22 protein-coding genes are annotated in these 24,603 nt (G+C 59.5%); 8 read left to right on the forward strand and 14 right to left on the reverse strand.

The window, feature by feature from the left end; all coding sequences use genetic code 11:
- From ASD36_RS28155 to ugpC, 10 genes are all read right to left on the reverse strand, one after another.
- The coding region (locus tag ASD36_RS28155; RefSeq protein ID WP_060509529.1) for a TSUP family transporter at positions 1–623 on the reverse strand (623 nt) is incomplete at its 3' end.
- A gap of 2 nt (positions 624–625) precedes the next feature.
- Positions 626–1,962 (reverse strand): alpha-glucosidase (locus tag ASD36_RS31620; protein WP_244489876.1); only part of this gene is annotated, 1,337 nt, incomplete at its 5' end.
- 786 nt (positions 1,963–2,748) lie between these two features.
- Positions 2,749–3,513 carry an SDR family oxidoreductase gene (locus tag ASD36_RS28165; protein ID WP_060509326.1) on the reverse strand — a complete coding sequence of 255 codons (765 nt, stop codon included), beginning with the start codon at positions 3,511–3,513 and terminating at the stop codon, positions 2,749–2,751.
- A 3-nt stretch (positions 3,514–3,516) separates the two neighbouring features.
- Positions 3,517–4,401 carry an SMP-30/gluconolactonase/LRE family protein gene (locus ASD36_RS28170; RefSeq protein ID WP_060509328.1) on the reverse strand — a complete coding sequence of 295 codons (885 nt, stop codon included), beginning with the start codon at positions 4,399–4,401 and terminating at the stop codon, positions 3,517–3,519.
- A 10-nt stretch (positions 4,402–4,411) separates the two neighbouring features.
- On the reverse strand, positions 4,412–5,215 hold the full coding sequence (locus ASD36_RS28175; RefSeq protein WP_060509330.1) for an HpcH/HpaI aldolase/citrate lyase family protein: 804 nt from the start codon (positions 5,213–5,215) through the stop codon (positions 4,412–4,414).
- 10 nt (positions 5,216–5,225) lie between these two features.
- Positions 5,226–6,971: an L-arabinonate dehydratase gene (gene araD, locus ASD36_RS28180; protein ID WP_060509332.1), complete on the reverse strand. Its 1,746-nt coding sequence runs from the start codon at positions 6,969–6,971 to the stop codon at positions 5,226–5,228.
- Entirely contained in the window at positions 6,968–7,822 is an 855-nt protein-coding gene (locus tag ASD36_RS28185; protein WP_060509334.1) for a carbohydrate ABC transporter permease, read from the reverse strand. Before ASD36_RS28185 ends, araD begins: the two co-directional genes overlap by 4 nt.
- A 5-nt stretch (positions 7,823–7,827) precedes the next feature.
- Positions 7,828–8,763, reverse strand: a complete 936-nt coding sequence (locus tag ASD36_RS28190) for a sugar ABC transporter permease (RefSeq protein ID WP_060509336.1) — start codon at positions 8,761–8,763, stop codon at positions 7,828–7,830.
- A 144-nt stretch (positions 8,764–8,907) separates the two neighbouring features.
- A complete protein-coding gene (locus ASD36_RS28195) occupies positions 8,908–10,143 on the reverse strand; it encodes an ABC transporter substrate-binding protein (RefSeq protein WP_060509338.1) in 1,236 nt (411 codons plus the stop codon).
- 59 nt (positions 10,144–10,202) lie between these two features.
- Positions 10,203–11,279: a sn-glycerol-3-phosphate ABC transporter ATP-binding protein UgpC gene (gene ugpC / locus ASD36_RS28200; RefSeq protein ID WP_060509340.1), complete on the reverse strand. Its 1,077-nt coding sequence runs from the start codon at positions 11,277–11,279 to the stop codon at positions 10,203–10,205.
- A 265-nt stretch (positions 11,280–11,544) separates the two neighbouring features.
- Here ugpC and ASD36_RS28205 point away from each other — a divergent pair, with 265 nt between their 5' ends.
- The 5 genes from ASD36_RS28205 (at position 11,545) to ASD36_RS28225 (ending at position 19,143) form a co-directional block, all read left to right on the forward strand.
- Positions 11,545–12,591, forward strand: a complete 1,047-nt coding sequence (locus tag ASD36_RS28205) for a LacI family DNA-binding transcriptional regulator (RefSeq protein ID WP_244489877.1) — start codon at positions 11,545–11,547, stop codon at positions 12,589–12,591.
- Positions 12,592–12,777: 186 nt separating this feature from the next.
- Positions 12,778–13,836 carry an LLM class flavin-dependent oxidoreductase gene (locus ASD36_RS28210; RefSeq protein WP_060509342.1) on the forward strand — a complete coding sequence of 353 codons (1,059 nt, stop codon included), beginning with the start codon at positions 12,778–12,780 and terminating at the stop codon, positions 13,834–13,836.
- A gap of 222 nt (positions 13,837–14,058) precedes the next feature.
- Positions 14,059–16,053: an AAA family ATPase gene (locus ASD36_RS28215; RefSeq protein ID WP_060509344.1), complete on the forward strand. Its 1,995-nt coding sequence runs from the start codon at positions 14,059–14,061 to the stop codon at positions 16,051–16,053.
- Entirely contained in the window at positions 16,054–18,006 is a 1,953-nt protein-coding gene (locus ASD36_RS28220; RefSeq protein WP_060509345.1) for a UvrD-helicase domain-containing protein, read from the forward strand.
- A gap of 75 nt (positions 18,007–18,081) precedes the next feature.
- A complete protein-coding gene (locus ASD36_RS28225) occupies positions 18,082–19,143 on the forward strand; it encodes a hypothetical protein (RefSeq protein WP_060509347.1) in 1,062 nt (353 codons plus the stop codon).
- Between the two features lie 68 nt (positions 19,144–19,211).
- Here the strand turns inward: ASD36_RS28225 and ASD36_RS28230 are convergent, their stop codons facing one another.
- From ASD36_RS28230 to ASD36_RS28245, 4 genes are all read right to left on the reverse strand, one after another.
- The gene (locus ASD36_RS28230; RefSeq protein WP_060509349.1) at positions 19,212–19,880 is read right to left on the reverse strand and encodes a class I SAM-dependent methyltransferase; all 669 of its coding nucleotides are present in this window, start codon (positions 19,878–19,880) and stop codon (positions 19,212–19,214) included.
- The gene (locus tag ASD36_RS28235; RefSeq protein WP_060509351.1) at positions 19,877–20,803 is read right to left on the reverse strand and encodes a hypothetical protein; all 927 of its coding nucleotides are present in this window, start codon (positions 20,801–20,803) and stop codon (positions 19,877–19,879) included. Before ASD36_RS28235 ends, ASD36_RS28230 begins: the two co-directional genes overlap by 4 nt.
- Positions 20,804–21,109: 306 nt before the next feature.
- Positions 21,110–21,970, reverse strand: a complete 861-nt coding sequence (locus ASD36_RS28240) for an ImmA/IrrE family metallo-endopeptidase (RefSeq protein ID WP_060509353.1) — start codon at positions 21,968–21,970, stop codon at positions 21,110–21,112.
- Positions 21,963–22,349, reverse strand: a complete 387-nt coding sequence (locus ASD36_RS28245; protein ID WP_060509355.1) for a helix-turn-helix transcriptional regulator — start codon at positions 22,347–22,349, stop codon at positions 21,963–21,965. The genes ASD36_RS28240 and ASD36_RS28245 overlap by 8 nt, the downstream gene beginning before the upstream one ends.
- A gap of 181 nt (positions 22,350–22,530) precedes the next feature.
- On the opposite strand from ASD36_RS28245, the gene ASD36_RS28250 reads away from it, so the two are divergent.
- Genes ASD36_RS28250 through ASD36_RS28260 form a run of 3 tightly spaced genes read left to right on the forward strand, consistent with a single transcriptional unit; the run spans position 22,531 to position 24,546 of the window.
- Complete coding sequence (locus ASD36_RS28250; RefSeq protein ID WP_060509357.1) at positions 22,531–22,983, forward strand: multiubiquitin domain-containing protein; 453 nt, start codon at positions 22,531–22,533, stop codon at positions 22,981–22,983.
- Positions 22,943–24,145: a ThiF family adenylyltransferase gene (locus ASD36_RS28255; RefSeq protein WP_060509359.1), complete on the forward strand. Its 1,203-nt coding sequence runs from the start codon at positions 22,943–22,945 to the stop codon at positions 24,143–24,145. Before ASD36_RS28250 ends, ASD36_RS28255 begins: the two co-directional genes overlap by 41 nt.
- Positions 24,142–24,546, forward strand: a complete 405-nt coding sequence (locus tag ASD36_RS28260; protein ID WP_060509362.1) for a DUF6527 family protein — start codon at positions 24,142–24,144, stop codon at positions 24,544–24,546. The genes ASD36_RS28255 and ASD36_RS28260 overlap by 4 nt, the downstream gene beginning before the upstream one ends.
- Positions 24,547–24,603 lie beyond the last annotated feature (57 nt).

Below are 24,603 nucleotides of genomic sequence, written 5' to 3' on the forward strand. Positions count from 1 at the left end.
ACCGGAACGCAGAGCAGCCCCCACCAGAAGCCGCCATGTGGTACATCGCCGGCGGCCGCGACCATGGCCAGTCGAATGACGGCATTGACGGCAAAGACCGCCACCAGCGTTTCGCGGATGCTGACCGCCGGCAATGGTTGCCGGTAGAGATGGTAGACCAGCGGCGGACCGGCGGTGGAAAACAGCCCGCCCATGAGACCGGCAACGGCGCCGAAAAACGCGAAGGAAGCGGTCGACGACCGCACCGCCAGCGGCTGAGGTTTCAGTGCAAGCTGCAGGCTCGAGGCAATGATCACGATGCCGAGCACAAGCTTCAGCCAGTCGATCGACGCCGAAACCATCACGCCCAGCAGCCAGTATCCGGCAGCAAGCGCAGCAAGGCTGGAGATGATGACCGGCCAGAATTCAGCCCAGGCAATGTCGCGCCAGCCGCGTGCCAGAACCTGCGCGGCATTGACGAGCACCAGGAAGCCGACGAGCACGGCGGCTTCCGGCAGGAGCATTAGCCCGGAAAGCCCAATGCCGCCCATCATAATCAGGCCGAAGGCAAAACCGGTCAGGGTCTGCATATAGGCGGCAACGCCCGCCAGCACCAGAAGCCCCGCGAGACCGGCAGCACTCACCGTCACAGGCCCCGAAGACCGGCGAACAGCGCCTCATTTGCGCAGCCTGGCCGGTAGAAGACGGGCGGCTGCCCGAGCGGCGCGGCAATCCGAACCTTTTCGCCGCCGGCGAATGTTTCGCCTGTCCAGGCGTGAACCCAGCGTTCGCCCCGCGGTAGATAGACGACACGATCCGCCTGCGCGGCCTCCCAGACCGGCGCGACCAGCATATCGGCGCCGTAGAGGTAGCTGTCCTGGATCGCATAGGTCTCGCGATCGTCCTGATAATGCAGGAAGAGTGGCCGCTGCACCGGCAGACCCCGCGCAACCGCCTCATCGGACAGGGATTTGAGATAGGGCGCAAGATGGGTGTAGATCCGCGTCATCCGGGCAAAGTGCGACAACACCTGCGGATCTTGATCGATCTGGACGTTTTCGCGCGGGCGATTTCCCTCGTGGCTGCGCATGACCGGCGTAAATGCCGCCATCTCGGCCCAGCGCATCAACAGCTCCGGCGTGCGGACATTGCCGAACAGGCTGGTATAGCCGCCGATATCCGAGTGGTGATAGGCGTTGCCGAGCAGGCCGGAAGACAGGGCCGCACAGATGACGGTGACCAGCCCGTCGTGACGGGAAAAATCCACCGACTGGTCGCCGCCCCACAGCAGCGGGCAATGTTTCTGGACGCCGGTGAAGCCGGCGCGCATGAAAAACAGCGCCTCACCCGTCTGGCCACGGCTTGCAACCGCCTTCGCATTGACCTCAGCCCAGAGCGTCGGCCACTGATTGTGCATCAACTTGGCATCGATGCCGTTCGAAAGATGCACGTCGATCGGCAGATATTCGCCGAAATCGGCCATCCATCCGGAAAGGCCGTAGTCCATCATCTTCTTGCCGATGATGTCCTCGGCAAACCATTCGGCCGCAGCCGCATTGGTGAAATCCACGACGCCGCAATCGAACTCGCCAAAGTCCACGAGCGCGGTCTTGCCGGCTGCATCCGTCGCGAAATAACCGGCTTTCTCCGCGATCTCAAACAGCGGGCCATCGACACAGAGATACGGGTTCACGTAGCCCAAGAACCGGATGCCGTCATCGTTCAGCTCGGCAATCCTCTGGCGCAGGCCCGGATAACGATCTTCGTTGGCCTGCCAGTCCCAGAAAAGACGTGCACCGAAAGAGGTCTGGCGCAGGCCGACCCAGTCCTCGCACCAGAGCGCGGAGACCGCGACACCGGCATCGCGCATCGCTTGAAGCCGCGAAAAGGAATTCTCCCCATCCTTCAGGCCGATGATCGCGCCGTTATACACCCAGTCGGGAAGCGGCGGCTGGCGGCCGAAACGGTCTGACAACACCTCGANCCGCGAAAAGGAATTCTCCCCATCCTTCAGGCCGATGATCGCGCCGTTATACACCCAGTCGGGAAGCGGCGGCTGGCGGCCGAAACGGTCTGACAACACCTCGAGCAGTTCGACGAATGTCGGCGCGGCGAAAAGCTCGATTCGCTCGGGGATCGCCCATATCTCAATCTCGTGAAAGGTCTTGCGGCGGAAATCGAAGACGGAATAGGCCGACGTCTCCACATGCAGCGCGTAGAGCGCCGAGGAAACATAGGTCGGCTGCGGATAGTTCGTGTTGAAATAATCGCCGCCCGCCCTGTCCTTGACGTTCGACTTGAAGGTGATCTCGCTTGTCCGGTCTCGACCGACGCCGGGTTCGGAGGTCCACATCGGGAAACGGCGGCCACGCATGTCGAGATAGGACATCTGCTCGCCGCCGCCCCAGACATGTTCGTCCTGATCCGCCACGACGCGAATCCAGAGCCGGTTCAACGATGCATCAAGCGCCTCGAGGCCGATGGTGCCCGCGTCCACGATCAGCACGAGACACGGCGGCCGGCCCGGCGCATCCGACAGGAATACCCGGTTGCCTTCTATCTCGGCATGGGCAAGCGAGCGGCGCTCGACGACATAGTCCTCGATTTCGAAATTGCCGCGATACATCTCCATGCGTTCCTCGCCATGACCAGCAAAGATCGCAGGCGCTAAGGCGCTATGATCGAGAATTGTCCGGCCGCCGAAAGAGAGCGTGAAGCCGGTTTCCGTCTGTTCGAGTTTCATCGTAATTTCTTTCACGTCTTGCATGTTCAATTCTGGGTGAGACCGGCATCGACGACGAAGTTCGCGCCGGTGCAGCCACAGCTTTCGTCGGAGCCGAGAAACAGCGCCATACGCGCCACATGGCTTGCATCCAGCCTGAATTTCAACGCCTGCAGATCGATGAACTGCTGGTTCTGCTCCGGCGAGGTCCACAGTTTCAGCTGCCGCTCGGTGACGACAGCGCCGGGCACGATGCAGTTGACCCTTATTCCGGAGGGGCCGAGTTCGCGGGCAAGCGTCTTCGTCATGCCGTTGATGGCAGCCTTGGCGGTGGTATAGCCGACCATGCCCGGACGCCCGCGCATCCAGGAAATCGAACCGAGCATGATGACCGACCCCGCTCCATTCTCCGCCATGCGCGGGCTGACGGCCTGCGTGGCGAAGAACTGGTGATCGAGATTGAGCGACAGCGCCCTGCGCCAGCTGTCCGGTTCGACATCGGCCATCGCGTGACGATCGTCCTTGCCCGCATTATTGACGAGTGTGTCGATGCCGCCGCACGCCTGCTCTATCCCGGCGATGGCAACCCGCAAGGCTGCAATGTCGGTGATATCGCAGGCGGAAAAGGTGGCACCGGTTTCTGCGGCAACCCTTGCCCCTTCGACCGCATCGATATCGATGAAAGAGACATTCGCGCCCTGCGCCGAAAATGCCTTGACCATTTCCGCGCCGATCCCCGAAGCGCCACCGGTAATCAGCACGGCGCGGCCTTGAAGAGATGCATAGCGGACGGTGTCATAGGTGGCTGGCATGGATCAGACTTCCGGATTGAAAAGAGGTTTTGACAGCCCCGCAACGTCGGTGCGCATGGCAAAGAGACCGCCGGACAGCGGGAATGCTTGAAGCTCTGCCTCGGAGCGGCCGACGCTGGCGCTGGTGCAATAGAGCGTGCACATGTCGGCACCGCCGAAGCTGACCATTGTCGGGCATTTGACGGGCAGCGGATATTCGGCCAGCAGCGCGCCGTCCGGGCTGTAGCGCTGCACCCGTCCGCCCTCGAACAGCGCCGTCCAGTAGCAGCCGTCGAGATCGATCGCACCGCCATCCGGGCGGCCCCTGTCCGTTTCGCTGCCGAAGCGGGCAAAGACCTGCCGGTTGGACGTGGTGCCGGTTTCAGGCGCGTAATCGTAGGTGTAGAGCGTGTAGCGGAGTGTGTCTGCGTGATAGAGCCGCCGGCCATCCGGCGAGAAAGCGAGGCCGTTCGAGGTCAGCAGACCATCGGCCAGTTGCGCCAATCCGTTGCGGTCATACCGGTAAAGTCCGGCAATGCCTTTTTCGCGGCTTTCATCCACGGTTCCCGCAATGAATCGGCCCATCGGATCGACCATGCCGTCGTTGAAGCGGCTGATCGCCTGGTCCTCGGGATTGTCGGCCAGCTTGCGAACCGGCTTGCCATCCGCATCGATCAGCCAGATCCCCGATCGCAAGCCCGCCACGAAACCGCCCGCTGGAACAAGTCCGATGCAGCCGACTTCTTCCGAAAGCTCAAGCGCCGTCAAGCCGCCGGCCTCCGGATCGAAACGATGAATGCAGCAGCGCTTGATATCGACGAAATACAGCACCTGCTCGGCCACCGACCACAAGGGGCATTCGCCGAGAGACGTCTTTGCGTCGAGAACGAGATCGAAGCCGGTTTGCAAGACAGTGTCCTCAATAGGCAGCGGCTGGTGCCGCGACAGGAGCCGCCTGGCCCTTCAGCACGCCGAGCCAATCGCTGGCGCGGCCGGTCATCATGGCGATATCGGAAGCGATGGCCGCGAAATCATAGCCATAGTCGAGGAAGCGCTTCACCATGTCGGGATTGGGACCGACGATGCCGACCGGCTTGCCGGCCGCATGCGCGTCCTTCGCCGCCTTCTCGATCAGGGACTGGACTTCCGGGTGGGCGATGTTGCCGATGTGGCCCATGGCGGCTGACAGGTCGCCCGGACCGACGAACAGCGCGTCTATGCCATCGACAGCCGCGATCTGCGGCAGCCGCTCGATCGCCTCCGGCGTTTCGAGCTGTACGATGGTGCAAACCTCGCCATTGGCTTTTTTCAGGTAGTCCGGGATGGTGCCGAACTTCGAACCGCGATGGATCGCCGCCACGCCACGTATGCCCTCTGGCGGATAGCGGGTATAGGACGCGGCGGCGCGGGCCTCTTCCGCCGTCTGGACGAAGGGCAGCATGACGGTGCGCGCGCCGGCATCCAACACGCGCTTGACCAATACCTGGTCATTCCAGGCGAGCCGCACGACAGCCTCCGCCGGCGTGCAGCCGATGGCGCGCAGGATGCCAGCGACGTCCGAGACCTCGACCGGCACATGTTCCATATCGACGACGAGGAAATCGAACCCGGCATAGCCGAGCGCCTCCGCCGTTGAGGGTGCCGCCGCCATCAACCAGGTGCCGAGCGGTGTTGCCCGGTCCTTTTCGGCAAGCCATGCCTTGAAATGGTTGGTCAGGCTCATGGTCGTCTCCTCAATAGATCGCGGGATCGGGCACGACGGCCGTTCCGCTCAGAAAATCGAAATCGCAGCCCTGATCGGCCTGGCTGACATGGCTCTGGTAAAGCGCCGCAAAGGACCGCTGGTAGACCGGCGGGGCGGGTTTCCACTCCGTACGCCGGCGGGCGATTTCCGCCTCATCGACCTTCATGTTGATCGTCCCGGCCGTCACGTCGAGTTCGATCAGGTCGCCGGTCTTGAGCAGCGCCAGCGGTCCACCGATGGCAGCTTCGGGAGAGACGTGCAGGATGCAGGTACCGTAATGCGTGCCGCTCATGCGGCCGTCGCAGATGCGCACCATGTCGCGGACACCCTGCTTCAAGAGCTTCTTGGGGATTGGTAGATTGCCCCATTCCGGCATGCCCGGCGCGCCGACCGGGCCGGCATTACGCAGCACGATCACCGTATCCTCGGTGACATCCAGATCGGGATCGTCCAGAGTTTTGTTCATGACGCCGGGATTATCGAAGACGATCGCCGGGCCGACATGCTTGAGGAATTTCGGATTGGCCGCTGAGGACTTCATCACCGCACCGTTCGGCGCCAGATTGCCGCGGAGCACTTCGAGCGTCTTGCCACGCGACAGCGGCACCACCGGATTGTCCTCGCCACGAATGACATCGTCGTTCCAGCAGTCGGCCCCGGCGATGTTTTCGCCAAGGTTTTTGCCGTTCACGGTCGGTCGCGACAGATCGAGCTGATGGGAAAACTTCTTCAGCAGCGCCAGAAGGCCGCCGGCGAAGTAGAAATCCTCCATCAGATATTCGCCCGACGGAAAGACATTGACAGCGACTGGCACCTTGCCGGCCATCGCCGACATGTCGTCCAGCGTCAGGTCAACCCCGGCCCGGCGTGCCATGGCGACCAGATGCACGGCCGCGTTGGTTGAGCCGCCGAGCGCCATATAGGCAACAAGGCCATTCTGGAAGCTGGCCTTGTCGAGGATGTCTGACGGCTTCAAATCCTCCCAGACCATCTCAACGATGCGCACGCCGCACGCAGACGCCATGCGCGGATGGCCGGAATCGGTCGCCGGGATCGAGGACGCGCCCGGCAAGGTCAGCCCCATCGCATCGACGATAGACGTCATGGTCGAGGCCGTGCCGATGGTGTTGCAGGTGCCGGCCGACCGCGTCATCCGGCTTTCGAGATCGACCCAGTCATCCTGCGTGATATTGCCGGCGCGAAGCTCGTCCCAGTATTTCTTGGTGTGGGTGCCGGCGCCGGTCTTCATGCCGCGCCACTGGCCATTCGACATCGGCCCCGCCGGACAATAGATAACTGGAATATCCATGGAGATCGCGCCCATCAGGAGCGCCGGCGTCGACTTGTCGCACCCGCCGAGCAGCACCGCGCCATCGACCGGATGCGAGCGCAAAAGCTCCTCGCATTCCATCGCCAAAAAATTGCGGTAGAGCATTGTCGTCGGCTTGACCATGACTTCGCCGACCGACAGCGCCGGCATCTCGACGGGATAGCCACCCGCTTGCCAAACGCCGCGTTTCACCGCCTCCGCCCGGTCGCGCAAATGCGCATGGCAGGGGCTCATCTCGCTCCAGGTGTTGATGATACCGATCACTGGCCGGCCCATGAACTCGTCGCGGCGCATGCCCATCTGCTGCGTCCGCTGCCTGTGGGCAAAGCCGCGCATGTCGTCCGAGGCAAACCAGCGCTGGCTGCGCAGTTCCGAAAGATCGCGTCTTTTCTTCACGTCGCTCATCCCTTGATGCCGCCCGCGGTCAGGCCGGAGACGACGCGCTCCTGGAAGATGACAATGAGGATGGCCACCGGTACGATGCCGACGACCAGCGCTGCAGAGATCACCGGCCAGGGGAAGGCGAACTCGCCCTGATAGAGCTGGATGCCGACCGGCAGAGTGCGCAGCGATGGATTGGAATTGAAGGACAGTGCCAGCAGGAATTCGTCCCACGCGTTGACGAATGCAAGTATCCCCGCCGTGAACACGCCCGGCGCACAGAGCGGCACCACCACCTTGAACAGCGCTCCCATGCGCGTACAGCCGTCGATCATCGCGGCATTCTCCAGATCGCGCGGAATGCCCTCGAAGAAGGAGACCAGCATCAGCGTGCAGACGGGCAGGCTCAGCACCGTGTAGGGCAGGATCAGCGCCGTCCAGCTATTCAAAAGATTGAGCGTCCGCATGATTTCGAACAGCGGCACCAGCAGCGTCACCAGCGGAAATGTCGAGACCGCGATGATTAGCGACAGGATTAGGCCGCGATAGGTCAGGTTGAGCCGGGCGAGCGCATAGGCTGCCAGCACCGAAACGAGCAGCGTCAGCGCGGTCGAAAGCAGCGCCACCATGAAGCTGTTGAACAGGAAAACATGCAACGGCTGGTCGGAAAAGGCCTGCACATAGTTCTGCACGGTAGGCGCGTGTGGAATCCAGGTGATCGGCTTGGCGGTCAGCTCGGCCTCGGTCTTCAGCGAGGTGAACAGGATCCAGAGCGCCGGGAACATGCCGTTCACCAGAAGGATGCCGGCGGCGATGAACCGCAGCGGCTTGCCGGACAGGAAGGATGTCGAACCGGGGGCGGTTAGCGTGCTCATGGTGATTACTCCTTGGTCCGGATCATGCGGAGGTAGACCGCCGTCACGCACATCGACAGCGCGAACATGACGACGGCGAGCGCAGATCCGTAGCCGAGATCGAGGAAGGACACAGTGTTCTGGTGGATGTACATGGCAAGCGTCGAGGTGGACGTGCCCGGCCCGCCACCCGTCATCATGTAAGGAATGTCGAAGGTCTGCAGAGCGGTGATGGTGCGGAAGATCAGTGCAACGACGATCGACGGTTTCAGCAGCGGCAGCGTGATTTCGAAAAACTGCCGCAGACGCCCGGCGCCGTCCACGTCCGCTGCTTCATAGAGCGAGCGCGGGATGGTTTGCAGGCCCGCAAGGATGATCAGCGCCATGAAGGACGACGTTTTCCAGATGATGGTCAGACAGATGGCGGCGAAGGCCCAGTTCGGCGAGTTGAACCAGATGATGCCTTCAAACCCGAAACGGTTCAGCACGTCGTTGACGACGCCATATTCCGAATGGAAGAACCAGGCGAAGATCAGGCCGGCGAAGGACAGCGGCAGCGCCCAGGGGATCAGCAGCGACAGGCGCACTGGCCACTGCATCGCAAACGGAAGGTTCGCCATCAGCGCGAGGCCGAGCCCGACCAGCAGGGCACCGGGAACGGTGATCAGGGTGATCAGAACCGTATTCCACGTGGTTTCCCAAAACACCGGATCGTCGATCATCAACCGGTAGTTCTCCAGCCCGACGAATTCGGCAGGAAGGCCAGAGGTGAGCGAGAGGTTGAAGACGCTGGTATAGGCCAGCCGGCAGACGGGATAGACGATGATCAGCGCCAGAAGGATCGCGGCCGGCGCCAGAAGCAGCACGGCCAGCGAACGGTCGCTGAGATCAAGCCAGCGTGTCCAGCCCGCGGGTGGGGCTTCCCCTATGTCCGTTGCCTTGAATGTGGTTGTCGTCGCCATGGTTTCGTTCCGAAGCGTTGAGAGGTCTGGACGGCAAGGCCCATGCCCCACCCCGGGCGACCGAATGGCCGCTCGTCCCGTCTCTTGAGAAGATCTCCCCTCTCGCAGCACAGGGAGGGGATGGAGCAAGGCGTTAAGGGCGCCTCACCGCAGGATGCGCTTCAGGCGTGCCTCGATCTGGTCGGCGCCATCTTCCGGCGTCGTCACCCCGGCGAGAACCGCGTTGACCGTGGTGCGGATCACTTCACTGACTTCGTTGTAGCGCGGTGTCACCGGGCGCGGCTTGGCGGTCTCGACAACCTGCAGCGCATCGGCAAACCACGGCGCACTCTTCGTCACCTCTGCATCCTGGTAAAGACCCACATAGGTCGGCAGCAGCGAGGCATTGATGGCCATGAACTTCGAAACGTCCTCAGACGACAGGTATTCGATCAGTTTCTTGGCCTCGTCCTGATGCTCGGAATAGGCAGACACGCCCCATTCCCAGCCGCCAAGGCAGGTTGCCTGCTCGCCGCCCGTCATGGCCGGCAGCTTGGCAACGCCAACCTTGCCGGCGACTGCGGATTCAGCACCTTGCGACTGCGCCCAGGCATAGGACCAGTTGACCGCGAAGATCACGTTGCCCGCCTGGAATTCCTTGCGCGTATCGTCGGTGCCGACTTCAGCGATGTTCTTCTTGGCAACGCCTTCATCGGCAAAACTCTTCCAGAGGCTCAGCGACTTGATCGCCGCATCGCGATCGAAGGTCAGGCGACCGTTGTCGGTCAGCATCTTGCCCTGGCTCCAGTACGGCAAAAGGAAAGTGCAGACGGCACCCTCGATCGCCTTGCCCTGGAAGGACAGGCCCTGCAGATCGGCATTGCCCTCGCCTTCGGCGATCTTCTTCGCCGCAACCTTCAGCTCGTCCCAGGTCTTGGGCGGCTCGATGCCGTATTTCTCCAAAAGATCCTTGCGATAGTAGAGGAACTGGGAGTCCGCGAAGGCCGGCAGGGCGATGACCTTGCCATTGACGGTGTTGGCGCCCGCATAGGCCGGCAGGTAAGACGACATGTCCTTATCCGCGAAATCACTTGTCCAGCCGGCAGCGGCAAACTGCGCCGGGCGGATGACGTCAAGGATCAGGACGTCGAGCGAAGTATCCTTGGCCGACATCACGGTGTTGAGATACTGTGCCTGGGCTTCGGACGTATTGCCGCCGGTCTCGATCTTGACCTTCACATCCGGATTGGCGGCTTCATACTTGTCGAGCGCCTTGCGCCAGACGTCCGGCTGGTGCTGGCTGGAGATGTAGATGTTCAGCGCCGTCTCGGCCGAAGCCGGCATCGCGAAAGCCAGCATCGTCCCGCAGAAAAGTGCGCCTGTTAATTTCGAAAAAGTCATGATTTCCTCCCGTTGAATATTTGGTCGCGCGGTCTTGGCATCCTCCCCGCGCGGGGTCGTCACTGGACGGCGCGTTCCGTTGCGGCGTCAAAGAGATGGATCTTTGCCGGATCCACGCCGATCTTCAGCGTTTCGCCGGCCTTGACGCGCGTCTCCGGCGGCATCCGGGCCGTCAGCGTCTCGTTGCCCACGGCGAAATGGACCAGCGTATCGGAGCCAAGCGGCTCGACGACCTGCACATGGCAGGTCAGGGCGACGTCGGATGCGCTGGCGCTAAAGTGTTCCGGGCGGATACCGACGATGAACTCGCGCCCATCGATGGCGCCTGCATGACCGGCGGCGCGGATCGCAGAGAGCGGCAGACAGTCACCGTTGGCGAAGACCAGGTTGTCGCGATCGGCCTTGGCTCTCGCAAAATTCATCGCCGGCGAGCCGACGAAACCGCCGACGAAAACGCTGGCCGGATGGTTGTAGACCTCGTCCGGCGTTCCGACTTGCTCGATCTCGCCGCCGCGCAGGATGACGATCCGGTCGGCCAGCGTCATGGCTTCGACCTGATCATGCGTCACGTAGATGATCGTCGTGCCGATCGTCTGATGCAGCTTCTTGATTTCGGTGCGGACCTGACCCCGCAATTTCGCATCGAGGTTGGACAGCGGTTCATCGAAGAGAAACACCTGCGGGCGGCGCACGATGGCGCGGCCCATGGCGACGCGTTGGCGCTGTCCGCCTGACAACTGGCCCGGCCGACGATCGAGTAGATGGGAAATGCCGAGCATGTTGGCCGCCTCATCGACCCGCGTCGCAGCCTCGCCGGCGGCAATGCCGCGGACCTTGAGGCTGAAGCCCATATTCTCTCGAACCGTCTTGTGCGGATAAAGCGCATAATCCTGAAAGACCATGGCGATATCCCGCTCGCGCGGCGCCAGCCGGTTGACGACACGATCGCCGATCCTGACCTCGCCGCCGGTGATCGTTTCCAGCCCGGCCACCATGCGCAAAGTGGTAGACTTCCCACAACCCGAAGGACCGACGAAAACCACGAACTCGCCGTCGGCGATCTCTAGATCAATGCCCTTGACGATCCGTAGGGCGCCGTAACTCTTGTCCAGCGCCCGCAGACTCACTCCCGCCATTTCAACCTCCCGAAAACGGCAACCCATCCCGTGCCGATCGCTATTTCCTGCATCAATAATAGCGCTACGATTCTATTTTGGCAAGCAGGCTCCTGTAAAATCGCCTGCCCGGGCATTGGTGAATTGGGATCAAAGCTCTTGCTCAGCGGGAAAATCAAGTTACTTCAGTTAAATAGGTCATTTCCGGAAAGGAGGAATTGTCCGGTGGAAAACCATGCGCTATCATGCACATAGATAATAGCGCTATTATTAGACTGGAAAAATAGTGAACACCGGACGCTCCGTGAAACCGACGCGCAAACGCCGCAAGATGCAGCGTGTGACGATGATGGACGTTGCTGCGCGGGCTCAAACATCGCCCTCCACTGTCTCGCTCTACCTACGCAAGCCGGATGCGGTCTCGGCCTCGGCAAGCGAGGCGATCGCCAAGGCCATAGACGCGCTCAATTATGTCCCGAACCTGATGGCCGGCGGCCTTGCGGCCGCATCTTCCCGCGCCGTCAGCATCATCGTGCCTTCCGTGCGCAATGCCTTTTTTGCTGAAACCGTCGCCACCATGCAGGCGGAACTCGGCAAGGAAAGGCTGCAGGTCCTGCTCGGTCACACAGAATACAGCGAGCGCGAGGAGGAAAACCTCGTGCGCATGGCGCTCTCCTGGGCGCCCGCCGCGATCGTGCTGACGGGGCTTGCCCACAGCAGTGCCACCAGAAAGCTCTTGCGCGGAAGCAGTGTGCCGGTGGTGGAGATATGGGAGCTCGGCTCCGAGCCGATCGAGATGGCCGTCGGCTTTCACCACGAACAGGTTGGCCGCTCGGCGGCCGCGCACCTTGTTCAACGAAATCGCCGCAACCTCGTCTTTCTCGGCGCCCGCCTGCAGGAAGACAAAAGAGCGACGCATCGTGCCGAGGGGTTTGTGGAGGAGGCCCGCAAAACCTTGGGCGTCACCGCCGAAATCATCCAGCATCCCGCGCCGTCGAGCGCCGAAGTGGGCGCCATGCTTTTGGGTGAAACCATGCGGAAATTTCCGCAGGTGGATGGCATTGCCTGCTCCAACGACCATGTGGCGCTGGGCGTGATCTTCGAATGCCAGCGGCTCGGGATCGATATTCCGGGACAGCTCTCGGTCGTCGGCTTCGGCGATCTCAGCTTCAGTGCCGCCTCCAATCCTTCGCTGACAACCATCCGCCCGCCGGGCGATCTGATCGGCACCGAGGCCGCGCGCCTGATCCTCGAACGCATCGCCCATGGCAGCGAAAGAACGCCCACGGTCATCGATACCCGCTTCACGCTGCTGCACCGTCAAAGCAGCTGAGCAAAGACAATCCACCCTGCCCTGCCATTCCGCTTCGAAAATTGATCTACGAAACGGGAGAACGGCAAAAGCGCCGTTTCTTCCTTCGACAGGGAACGGCTGATAACCAGAGACGCATGCGCCGGACGCGAGCCGACAGAGAAATGGTGCGAGAAATCGCGCCGACGAGACCGGAGACACCCATTCATGACCACCGCCTGCGAAGTAAGCTGGTTTTCCGCTCTGTGCGACGACGACTACGAGTTCCTCGGCGTTCCCGATCCGCGGCTGCAATCGAGCTTCGAACACTGTCGCGATATCGTCCTGCAGGCTGAAAGCGGCGGCTTTGACAATATTCTGCTCCCTTCCGGCTATGCGCTCGGCATCGATACGACGGCCTTTGCGTCGGCTATGGCTGCCGTTACCCGCCGGATCAAGCTGCTGATGGCGGTTCGCATCGGTGAAAACTGGCCACCGCAATTGGCACGGCAGATCGCCACCATCGACCGCATTGCCAACGGCCGCCTGTCGATCAACATCATCTCCAGCGAGATGCCGGGCGAAACCCTTGCGAGCGGCCCGCGTTATGCCCGCACCATCGAGGCCATGTCGATCCTGCGCACGCTGCTTGACGGAAAGCCGCTCGATCACGACGGAACCTTCTGCAAACTGAAGGTCGATCCGCCGCGGCTTGCGCCGGTTGCAGGGCGCTGCCCGCAATTTTATTTCGGCGGCCTGTCCGAGGATGCCCGCGAGGCCGCCGCCGAAGGCGCCGACATCTACCTGATGTGGCCAGACCGGATGGAAACCGTCCGTGCCACGATCGCCGATCTTCGCGGCCGGGCACAACAGCGTGGCCGGGCACTCCGGTTCGGCTACCGCGTGCATGTCGTCGTGCGCGAAACCGAGGCCGAAGCCCGCCTTGCTGCCGACCGGCTGCTGTCGAAACTCGATGACGCTGCTGGAGCGGCCATCCGGGCGAAATCACTCGACAGCCAGTCAGTCGGCGTCAGGCGCCAGGCCGAATTGCGCGAACAGGCCGGCAACGAGGGCTATGTCGAGGATAATCTCTGGACCGGTATCGGCCGCGCCCGTTCCGGCTGCGGTGCGGCGATCGTCGGCGATCCCGATCAAGTTCTGGCGAAACTGCAGGCCTACCGCGCCGAAGGGATCGAGGCGTTCATTCTGTCGGGCTATCCACACGCCACTGAGGCCGATCTTTTCGCCCGCAATGTCCTGCCGCGGCTGGACCATGGGCCGCTTTGACAGATGTGGAACATGGACGCCTTGAAAGGATTCGAACCCACCGCCCGCCAAGCCCAATTTGATCAAACATCTGGAAAATCGATGGCTTTCAGGTGGATCCCGTTATCATCGAACCAGCCCAAAAGCCGGGCATTCGGCTGACTTCATGCACACATTTATCTGCTCGCTTAGGTTGACACCCCCGTGCGACCTGTCAGCTTTTAGGCTGTTGGGGTGAATCGCATGTTTCTGTCAAAACTTGAAATCTCTAATTTTCGCCATTTTGGAGAGGGCGCGAATTCGCTCGTTCTCGAATTGAATAATGGGATAACCGCGCTTGTCGGAGAAAACGACGCCGGTAAGACCGCAATCGTCGACGCTATTCGCATGGTGCTTGGCACGAGAGATCAAGAATACCTGCGGGTGCAACCATCTGATTTCCATTTCTCAATAGCGGATGGCATTCGAGCAGAGCAGATCAGGATATGCTGCACATTTTCTGATCTCACCCCTGCCGATCGTGGGGCTTTCGTTGAGCACTTGTCCTATCCTGCAGATGGTGGTGCTCCCCTTTTTCAGGTCAACTGGATTGCCAAGCGCCAAGAAGCGCCGGGCGGATCTCGACGATACAACGCGACCGAGTGGCGATCGGGAATTGACGGCGAAGGCCCGGTGATCGATCCAGGGGCGCGGGCGTTGCTCACTGCGACTTATCTGCGCCCTCTCCGGGATGCTGAACGGGCGCTCTCAGCCGGCAGAGGATCCCGCCTAGCCCAGATCCTGCAGAACACGCGTGAAATCACGGCGGAAGGAGTGCCTTTCGACAAAGATGCGTTGGAGGGTCTGGACCCGAAAACCCTTAGCCTGCTCGGTCTTGCCGACTACACGAACCATCATTTCCAAGAGAATGAGGGCATAAAGAAGACGAAGGCGCGGCTCAATGACGATTTCTTGGAGCCATTGTCCTTCGTGACGGACAAGCTGACCGCCCACATTTCCGTCAACGGAAATGGCGAAGACAGTGTCCGACTTAGACAGGTTCTGGAGAAGCTCGATGTTATCGCAAACGCTCCGGGGGTTAGCGATGGTTCGCTCGGCAGGGGGCTTGGTTCGAACAATATATTGTTCATGGCGTGTGAGCTGCTGCTTCTCGCCGGTGAGGCGGATGGGTTCCCCCTGCTGATCATTGAAGAACCAGAGGCTCACCTTCACCCCCAGAGGCAATTACGATTGATGGATTTCCTGCAGAGCCAGGTCGAGAAGGTTAGGCCTGACGGGCAGAAGATACAGATAATCGTCACCACCCACAGCCCCAACCTCGCATCAGAAATAAGCCTTCAGAACATTTCTCTCCTGAAAGATCGAAAGGCATTCCTTCTGGCAAAGGGAAAAACTCTTCTGACGGATTCCGACTACCCGTTTCTGGAGCGGTATCTCGACGTCACAAAATCAAACCTGTTTTTTGCCCGCGGCGTCATGGTGGTCGAAGGGCCGGCAGAGAATATACTTCTTCCAACCCTGGCGGATCTGTTGGGCCGGAACCTCGAGCGCTACGGGGTTTCCTTGATTGACGTGAAGGGTACGGGATTAGGACGGTTCGCGCGAATCTTGCAACGTGCAAATCCGGAAGTAGACGGAGAGATCGGCATCCCCGTGAGCTGCATAACGGACATGGATGTGATGCCTGACTGCGCACCCTGGCTGGTCGGCATCCTGAAGGAAGAAGACCCCTTCCCTCAGCTGCAGGGCTCGAGGCGAAAGTGGAGAGCGAAGCGGGATTTTCCTGGAGATGGGCTCTCCGAACGACGTGTCGCCATCGAAGCGCGGGCGAGCGGGCAGCGCGTTCGAACCTTTGTCGCCAATGAATGGACGCTGGAGTATGATTTAGCCTTCTCCGGTCTAAGCGAATATGTCTGGATCGCGGCACATCTGGCCGATAACGACGATGCGCTACTCGTCGCCCCTCAGACTTTTGACGCCGAAGTCGTACAGGCAAAAAGCGACTTCAGTAATATAGCCGGGTCAGTCCCATCGAACGAGCAGCTTTGCTCAAAAGTGTATGCGCGTTTCGCAAAAGATGGTGTTTCGAAAGCCATTGCAGCCCAATATCTGGCAAGCATTCTCGCTGACGCCGTGGCAAAGGGCAGTCTAACACCGGACGGGCTGAGACGGTTGCTCCCGTCCTATCTTTTGAACGCCGTGGAACACGTAACGTCGCCATTCGAGGGAGCAGCGTAAGTGTTCATCCCTCCAGATATCATTGTCGACGATGTCGATTGGGTCTGTGGCGTCATGGGGCTGCCGAAACATGCGTTTACAGGTCTGGACGGGACGGATCCACGCATGGCTGTTCTCAGACGAACCGATAGTGTCGATGTAGAAGCCTGCCCTGGAAGCGGCAAAACCACTTTGCTGGTGGCAAAGCTGGCAATCATGGCGCGTCGATGGCGTTGGTCGCGCTCGGGAATGTGCGTGCTTTCCCATACGAATGCGGCTCGGGACGAGATCGCGAACCGGTTAAGCGCATCCCCAGAAGGAGATGCTCTCCTTCAATATCCCCACTATATCGGGACGATCCACGGGTTCGCAAACGAGTTCCTTGCGATCCCCTACCTTCGTTCAAAGAGAAACCCGATCAAGATGATCGACACGGACATCGCATTAAGCCGACGTTGGGCCAAGGTCCCACGAGCGACGAAGAGCTTCCTGGACAGAAAAAATAACGGCGATGGCCGCGCTTTCCTGCGCTACAGCCGCGCCGATTTCGGCGGAGGCAAGATGTCAACGCTTGGAGAGCATACGCCGACCTACGCAGCGGTGCGCAACATCTGCGAAGAGAGCTCTCGCGAGGGCTATTTCTGCTATGACGAACTCTTTATCTGGGCGGGAAGGCTTCTTGATGAGCAGCAGGGTGCCGCAGCCTCTCTTCGTGCCCGGTTTCCGATGCTCTTCATCGATGAGGTGCAAGACAACGACGAAAGCCAATCATCGCTGCTCTATCGGGTTTTCATGCAAGGCGGCGACCCATGCCGTCGCCAGCGGTTTGGCGATTCCAACCAGGCGATCTATCAGTCTGCCGCAGTAACAACGGGCGCCACCACCGACACGTTCCCAGGCGCCGTTCGAGCCGATTTACCGAACAGTTTTAGGTTCGGCGGAAGTATTGCGAATTTGGCGAATCCTTTGGGTTTGACGCCGCAAGGCCTGGCAGGTCTCGCACCCGGACCGCACCATCCGCCAACGATACTCCTCTTCGACGACGGTTCGGTGCGATCAGTGCTGCCGGAGTACGGTTGCCTTCTGACGGAGACCTTTTCAGACCAGGAGCTTTCTGCCGGCGTGTTCACCGCCGTCGCAGGGGTGCACAAACGCGGCGAAGATGACCGGATACCACGGTGGATGGGGCATTATGCTCCAGCCTATGATCCGGATATTTCAAGTCGAGAGGCTTACCCATCAACCTTCAGCCAGTTCCTTATGTCCGGCTACAAAGAGGCGCAGCGCACTCGGCTTTCCCATCCCGTTGCCCGCGCGGTCGCTCAAGGTATGCTGGAGCTCTTGCACCGGGCCGATCATGATTTCTCGGAGAGGAAGCCTAGGAACCCACACGCATTCCTTCTTACAGCGCTGAGCGGCGAGGCTCTTGTACGCTACAGGCAAGTTCTCGATTTTCTCGTAGTGAATGTGGCCTCAATCAGTCCATCGCTATGGAAAGACTTTGTTAGCGTTATCCTCGGGGTCATTGCCGAGGAAACGGTGGGCAAAGCGATAGGCACGAGGGATTTCCTCGAGTTTTTGGATTGGAAGCAGGTCGACGACGTTCCTGCTGGCTCGCCCGCTGTCGCGTCAAACATCTTCGCTCACCCAGCCGCAGACCCCAAGGTAAAAATCCGTCTTGGCTCAATTCACTCTGTCAAAGGGGAAACTCATACCGCGACGCTGGTTTTGGATTCATTTTTTCATGACCATCACCTGAGCGCTCTCAAACCTTGGATATTAGGCGATAAGGCAGGCAAAGGCGCCGAGGGCATTCGAATCCAAGGCCGCTTGAAGCTTCATTATGTGGCGATGACCCGGCCCGCAAAGCTTCTTTGCCTCGCTATGCGTTCGGATGTTTTTTCAGCGAACGAACGGGCGCAGCTCGTGGCCAGGGGTTGGACTGTTCGGGAGTGCCCTGCTCATGCGGTCTGAACGCCAGGCGCTAGCGAGCTGCCGGGGGATCCAACGGGGTGGCACGAAGTTAAGAGAAGCGAGGTCAATGTCGAGATGAAATGGGGCGATAGCAAACGAGATTTTGATATGATCCTAGCCATCTGGCCTGTTTACGAACCGTACAGCGGCGTATGGTTTATGGAGGAACTCGCGGTCAATAGGAACGGCGTTCCCAGATGGCGAGAGAGAAGAATTCCGTCGCCGTCGGGAGGCGTGAGTGTTGATCGCTATACGGATGGAGACATTGCGATATCCGAGAGCGCTCGAATAAACGCCCAGCTTGCAGCCGACCTGAACCAGAACCCCATGGAAGAGCATCTCCGACGCTCATTTCAGCTAAAAGCTTCTAAAGCACTTCAGGGGAAGGAGCGCCTGCGATCGGAGGAAGCGCTCATGCTGGCCGAGGCCAGACGCCGCAATGCGGCATTACGAGCTCCTAAAGCAGAGGAGCTAGCATTAACACCGAAAGCCGAGAAATATCGCGCCGCACTGGCAGCCGCGCTGGCGGAATTTCCCTACGTTACAGGCATTCGTATCGGTGCTCTGAGCACCCGGACTGCGATGATCAAATCCTACGAAGGCGTCTGGGATGTAGTCGACGGCGTGCTGTCTAAAAGGGGCGCTCTACTAATTGAGCGGTCGAAGATCGCATCCGGTTTCGGGTTGAACCCGACCGATCATTGGGGCGAAGTCAAAGCAGAGATCCGCCGGATGCTGCTTCCCCGCGCGAACCAGTTGCTGCAGCTCGCCAGTGTTCGCAGACTGCTAGACGAATCACTCGCACGAGGTGAGAAGGTTCTCGTCTGCAATGGTGTAGTCTTTTGGTATGAGGAAGCGGGTCAGGTTGGATGGCAGGTAAAGACAACCGGTGGAAGCCAGACTGAAGACAAGAATACCCTGTGGCCAGAGGGAACCATCGTGTCTGCCAACCACGGGCGACTGGTCATTCTCCCGTTCATCAAGGAAAACGGCGACCATGTGAAAGGTCACACTCGGAATGCGCCAAAAGACGGACCGGCAAAGCCGAGACACCCCAGCCAATACGTCGAAATCCCATTCAAGCAGCTGAATAATGATTTGATGATCGGGCTCTTCGGGGAACTGCCCTATGAATAATTGTCATTCTTGTTGAGCTCTCTCCGAGCGAGCACCCTGCTCGAAAGCCAATTCGGCATCAAATTACATCAGCCCAATTGCAGGGTCGCCGCCCATCCCACAGGAGCCACAGCAGATGCGCCGTTTTGGCCGCAACGGCCATCGCCCTCGATCTCGATGTAGTTTGGCACTCGAAAGCCTTGCTGCTGCAGAAACTCAAACAATTCACGCTCATCGTGTTTGTAGGTGCTCGCGCTGACTGCGCCTTTCTCAGTTGGCAATCGCGTAGAGGCATAATCGTGAGCAGAATGAACATTCGTTAGGATGAAGAGTCCGTTCTGCTTAAGCATGCGACGGACCGAAGCAAATACGGGCTTCCACTCCCTGACATGCGAAATGACGCGTGTCGCCAGAATAACATCGAATTGGTCGGCCGAATGAAAAGTCTCGATCGATCCGTGGACGAACCGAGAGGACGGCGACCGGCGCCGGGCAATTGACAACATCTCACCACTGACGTCGACGCCAACGGAATCGCGAAAGCGCTCACGCGTGGCCAGCAGGTAGGAGCCAGTGCCGCAACCGAGATCCAGAAGCCTGTCATTGGAGGTTGCGGATGGCCGACCATTGATCTGATTAAGGGCGAAAGGTGTTTCATGTGCACGCCAAAAATCCTGCCACTTCCACCCATCATAGCGGGAAGCAGCCAGATCATAGGCTCGTTCGACCTCAAATATCTCGGAAGTTGCGTTTATCATTTCGACTTCTCAAGTGATCCTATTCTGGCATCAATCGCAGACAACCTTTCAAGGATAGCCTTTACCTCATTGCTGTCAGCTTCGCCGCTGATCGTAATGCGCTCCTTGAGCGCAGCATCTGCTTCCGATCGCGCGATCTCCTTTACATCCGGGAATAACTTCCCTTTTGCAAAGTCTACTCCTGCCGTCGCCAATCCCAAAAGCACAAAAGCGGCTAGTGCCCATCCGAACGCATTTCTGATCGCCGCCGGGATGTCTTTTTTAAAATCAGCAACCGCTTCGTCCTTCGCAGACTTCGCATCCGCTTGCACCTTGGTCACCGAATCCTGTGCAAAATTTCGGATTTCTGCGATCGCCGCCACTTTTGCCTCTCCAAGCTCAGTCGACAGTTCGGCAATCTGCAAGAAACTCTTGGGTTGGTCGATTGCGAGCTGCCGCAGCGCGTCATCGTAGCGTTGGCGGCTTGTATGGCCGGTAAATGGGGAGGCGACCGCACCAATCAAGGGCATGAATATCATCTTGGCGATGGGTGTTGTCGCGCTAATCACGACAGTCGATTTGGCGAAGTTTACAAACAAACAAGCAAGATCGCCCTCATATCCCGGCTCGACCATGCTCATGTTGACGAGCATCAGCCCCTTGCGGGACAGCGAATTGGTCTGCCACCAGAAGCCAACGAGGTCTTGGGGGATTTTGACGCTCTCCCGCGTTCGAATCCAAATCATTTGCCCAGGCTTGACGGTGACCTCGGCATTGCCGTTCGTCCCTGGAAACTGGATAGGGCCTGTCGTCTCGCCGGGAATGAAGGCCACTCCGGAAACGAAGGAGTAGGAGCACTCGGTAGCCCGGCTCTTTTCCCCTCCAAGAACCAGATGTCCATTATCTATGTATTTCAAGATTTCGGAATCAGATAGAACCGCCACAATATGTCTCCCGTCTGTCGATCACTCTAAGCGATTCTCCTTGACAGACGTATAAGCGGGCGAGAGCCATTTTTCAGCAGCCTCTCAATGCCGCAACCTAGTTCCGCCGCAATTGTAAAGCTTCGCCGCGGCTATGGCGCCAGCGAAGAAATATCAACTATCGACCGCGACCGAGCAACTCGGCACGCCGCAGGCAAATTTGTCAGTATTCGTCACGAGGGGGTGCTTCGTAGTTCATTTGAAAAGCTCTGCTTGTGGCGGCCGATGTAACCAATTCGCCAGCCTAGCAACAAGTTCAGGTGCCTCCTATCGCCGCTTCCTGCGATCCGGCCAGGGCAGGTTGCCGTCAAGCTCACGCAGGCCGTAGGTCTGTTCCTCCCACTGCTTTCGCTCGAGACGCGGGGGTGGAACATCATCCTCTTCGTACCACAGCAGCGTCAGCGTCTGATCCCACTGATCGACATGCAGAACGTCTTCGAAGAGATCGCCATCGCGGTCCCAGTCTTCGAACCACTCATCGGCCTTAGCTTCTTCAGGTCCTGACGGCTTTTCGCCCGCTCGTGCGCGTGCACTATAGGAACCCTCTGGCAGGAGCGATCCGGGCCTGATCCAAGCCTTGGCTTGACGTAGACCTGCCGAGCGGGCGCTATAGCGAACCTTGCCGCCTTCGGAAACGACGAACGCGCAGTGATTTTTCGAGAAGGTTGCAAAACGCGAGCCGGTCGCAAGAAGTGAGGAGTCGAAATCATCGGCCAGGGTACCGACGGCCGCCATCCCCATTTCCGCCATGTCGACCTGCGGCTTGAAGAGTTTGTAAGGCAGGAGCAGCTCGGCGGCGAAAATGTCGCAGAAAACCTCGCCTTGGGGTCGCTTGCTGAAACTCCAGCTTGGCTGGCTGTGATCGGGAGCGATGTCCAAAACCGCGTGGGCGACCTCGTGGCAGACGGTAAACCGCTGGCGCCTGCCATTCTGATTGCAGTTCACGCAGATATTGTACTTTCCTTTCGGGGTCTTGAACGACCAGCCGTCTTCGCCATCGTTCAAGGCTTCCTTTTTGATCGTGCCGCCGATTGCTACCGCGTAGGTCTCGACCGAGATCGGCTGCGCAAGAGGGCCGCATTTGCTGATAAACGCCCGTGCTGCTGAAACAACTGACAGCTCATCCATCTTCGTCATCCATCATCATGCGCCTGATACGCGCGAGCGAGGTCGCATAGTCCGCCCGCGCGCCGCGATTCGCAACGGTGGACAGCATCTGAAGCTCATCGGAGCTAATGCTCTGATCCTTACGGACAAATTCTAGGATATTCGGATCGACGTTCGTCTGGCGCGCGAGATGGCGCAGAATGTCGTGATCACGCTTTGAGGCTGACAGCGCTTTTGCAAGCTTTTCCACGACGTCTTCTGACGGGGCTTCCTTCGCGCCTGTTTCCAGTCGGTAGATGTAGGCGTGATCGACCTCGCTGCGCTGGCCGAGATCTCTCAGGCTCAGCTTTCTTTCCTCCCTCAGGCCTTTCAACCACACGCCCAATGCTGTGTCCGGCATTCGTCCTCCTTGACAAACTCTACGTGATGCCCCATTGTTGTCTAGCTGGACAACAGGCTCTGATCTGATCGAACCAGACCAGGGCTTCTTTTGAGCCCTCTATGTTGTCCGGCCGGACACCAGGATGCCACCGGCCAGGGCGAAACGCAAGCACCGCCAAAGGCGGAAAAGGACTTACATCGTGCTGGACATTGACCTGGCGCACATCGTGCGCATCCATATCAACCGCGTGGCGATCGAGTCGCCCAACCCGACGACGGGCGAAGCGCTCTATGCGCTTGCCGAAATCCAGAAGCGCGAAAAGCTCTATCGCGAGGTTGCGGGCGATGAAGAAGATGAGCGAATTCCGCGCGATGAGACGCCGGTCCATTTGAAGCGGGATCAGCATTTTTACAGCCAGAAAGTCTTCGACATTCTCGTTAATGGCGACGACCACGAGATCGATACCAACAACATTACGTACGCGCGCGTGGTCGATCTCTATCTTGGGCAGGGCGGCCAGCCCTCAAACGAATATCTCGTCAAATACTCCCACGGCCCGGTAGAAAACCCGAGCGGCACGCTCGCACCCGGTCAGAAAGTGAAGGTGAAAGATGGAATGCGCTTTCGGGTTGCCGGAACTGGCGAATCATAATCCCTTCCTCAGGGATCTGGATGAGACGGGATATCTGATCGACTTTGTCGGTGGGTATCTCGTGATCTACGGTCTGCCCTATCTGGATGGCCAAGGCGGGCTGCACTATGGCGACTGGGTGAGCCCTCTAGATCTGGAAGGAGCGGTCATCGGCCCGCCCTCCAATCATCAGGCATGGTGGCGGGGCGTCAGGCCCTACGACCAGCAGGGGCGGGCGCTTCGGCTTGGCGGTGGCGACGGTGTCGTTACCGTGACGCCTGAGCTGATCACGACGAGTTCGTTTTCGTACAAACTGATTGATGAGCAAGGCGCGATGCGCCCATATCAGTCATTCGAGGAAAAGGTGCGGACCTACATCGATACGATTACGACGCCGGCGATCAATGCCTATCCGAACGCAACGCCTCTGCGCGCCATCGCTGTGAAGGCCGCTGTCCAGGGCTCGCCGCTGCGCTTTCCTGACACCATGTCCGCGCGCTACCATCTTAATGATCTTTCGGCGCTCTTGCGCGGCAAGAAAGTTGCGATCGTTGGCCTTGGCGGAACAGGCGCCTTCATTCTCGATTCCGTGGTCCGTACCCATCTCGCGCAGATCGCGCTGTTCGATGATGACAAGGTCCATCTCCACACGATCTTCCGATGGCCGGGCTTTATACCCGGCGCCATCGGCAAGCTAAAGGTCGAGGCCCTGGCCACACAGTATGATCATTGGCATGCGGGCATTGTGTCGGTCGCCGAACGCATCACGGCCGACAATGTCACACGGCTTGGCGAATTCGATTTCGTTTTCGTCTCGGTCGATGAGGGGCCGGCGCGGCTGCTTATCGTGGACTGGCTGAGTGAGAATGACATTCCCTTCGTCGATTGCGGCATGGGCCTCAATCGCTCAACCGTTGGGCTCAGCGGTTTCGTGCGCATTACGGGCACCGACCGTGAAGCCTTCGACAACAATCGGGGCACGGTGCGTCTTCCTGTCGAGAACGCGAAAGCTGACGAATACCGCAAGCAGGCGCAGATTCCTGAACTCAATGCCCTGAATGCCAACATGGCCGTGATCCGTTTCAAGCAGCATTTCGGGCTGCTGGACCGGGAGAGCGCTGCGACTGCCACAATCTTCGACACCGTAACCTTCGAGATGGAACCGGTGAGGGAACCCAGATGAGATTTCGCTATGAAGCTGTCGAGCGCATGCCCAAGCCTTTGATGCCCGGTGTCGTCTACCACAGCGAGGAATTCGAGATCGGAGCCCTGTTGTGCGCTTGCGGCTGCGGTCATCGTGTCTCGCTGCTGGTGCCAGACAGCCACCGAGTCACTGAACGGGATGGAATGGCGACGGTGCGCCCGTCGATTGCTGTTTGCGATGCACCATGCAATTCGCATTACATCATTACGGCCGGCGAGGTTGAGTGGCTGCGAGCTTTCAATCCGGCCTTATCGGAAGCGGTAATGCGCGAACAGATCGCACGTCATGCAAAGGGCGATCCCAAGCGTCTGTCCTTCCTGCAGCGTGTGCTGGCAGCGCTGGGGCGTGCCTGGACTTGGCTCACTTCCCTCGGTGTATAGCGATAGACCTTACGGCAGGCCGCTTCATCCCGGCTTGCCTGTTGACCTCCATGGAGC

Source organism: Rhizobium sp. Root1334, assembly GCF_001426665.1.
Lineage (GTDB): Bacteria > Pseudomonadota > Alphaproteobacteria > Rhizobiales > Rhizobiaceae > Pararhizobium.

Bases quoted from the DNA above. Each gene is read 5' to 3' on its own strand.
- ASD36_RS28165 (WP_060509326.1), bottom strand. From the start codon at position 3,513: ATGCCAGCCACCTATGACACCGTCCGCTATGCATCTCTTCAAGGCCGC.
- ASD36_RS28175 (WP_060509330.1), bottom strand. From the start codon at position 5,215: ATGAGCCTGACCAACCATTTCAAGGCATGGCTTGCCGAAAAGGACCGG.
- araD (WP_060509332.1), bottom strand. From the start codon at position 6,971: ATGAGCGACGTGAAGAAAAGACGCGATCTTTCGGAACTGCGCAGCCAG.
- ASD36_RS28185 (WP_060509334.1), bottom strand. From the start codon at position 7,822: ATGAGCACGCTAACCGCCCCCGGTTCGACATCCTTCCTGTCCGGCAAG.
- ASD36_RS28190 (WP_060509336.1), bottom strand. From the start codon at position 8,763: ATGGCGACGACAACCACATTCAAGGCAACGGACATAGGGGAAGCCCCA.
- ASD36_RS28195 (WP_060509338.1), bottom strand. From the start codon at position 10,143: ATGACTTTTTCGAAATTAACAGGCGCACTTTTCTGCGGGACGATGCTG.
- ugpC (WP_060509340.1), bottom strand. From the start codon at position 11,279: ATGGCGGGAGTGAGTCTGCGGGCGCTGGACAAGAGTTACGGCGCCCTA.
- ASD36_RS28210 (WP_060509342.1), top strand. From the start codon at position 12,778: ATGACCACCGCCTGCGAAGTAAGCTGGTTTTCCGCTCTGTGCGACGAC.
- ASD36_RS28215 (WP_060509344.1), top strand. From the start codon at position 14,059: ATGTTTCTGTCAAAACTTGAAATCTCTAATTTTCGCCATTTTGGAGAG.
- ASD36_RS28225 (WP_060509347.1), top strand. From the start codon at position 18,082: ATGAAATGGGGCGATAGCAAACGAGATTTTGATATGATCCTAGCCATC.
- ASD36_RS28230 (WP_060509349.1), bottom strand. From the start codon at position 19,880: ATGATAAACGCAACTTCCGAGATATTTGAGGTCGAACGAGCCTATGAT.
- ASD36_RS28240 (WP_060509353.1), bottom strand. From the start codon at position 21,970: ATGGATGAGCTGTCAGTTGTTTCAGCAGCACGGGCGTTTATCAGCAAA.
- ASD36_RS28245 (WP_060509355.1), bottom strand. From the start codon at position 22,349: ATGCCGGACACAGCATTGGGCGTGTGGTTGAAAGGCCTGAGGGAGGAA.
- ASD36_RS28255 (WP_060509359.1), top strand. From the start codon at position 22,943: ATGGAATGCGCTTTCGGGTTGCCGGAACTGGCGAATCATAATCCCTTC.
- ASD36_RS28260 (WP_060509362.1), top strand. From the start codon at position 24,142: ATGAGATTTCGCTATGAAGCTGTCGAGCGCATGCCCAAGCCTTTGATG.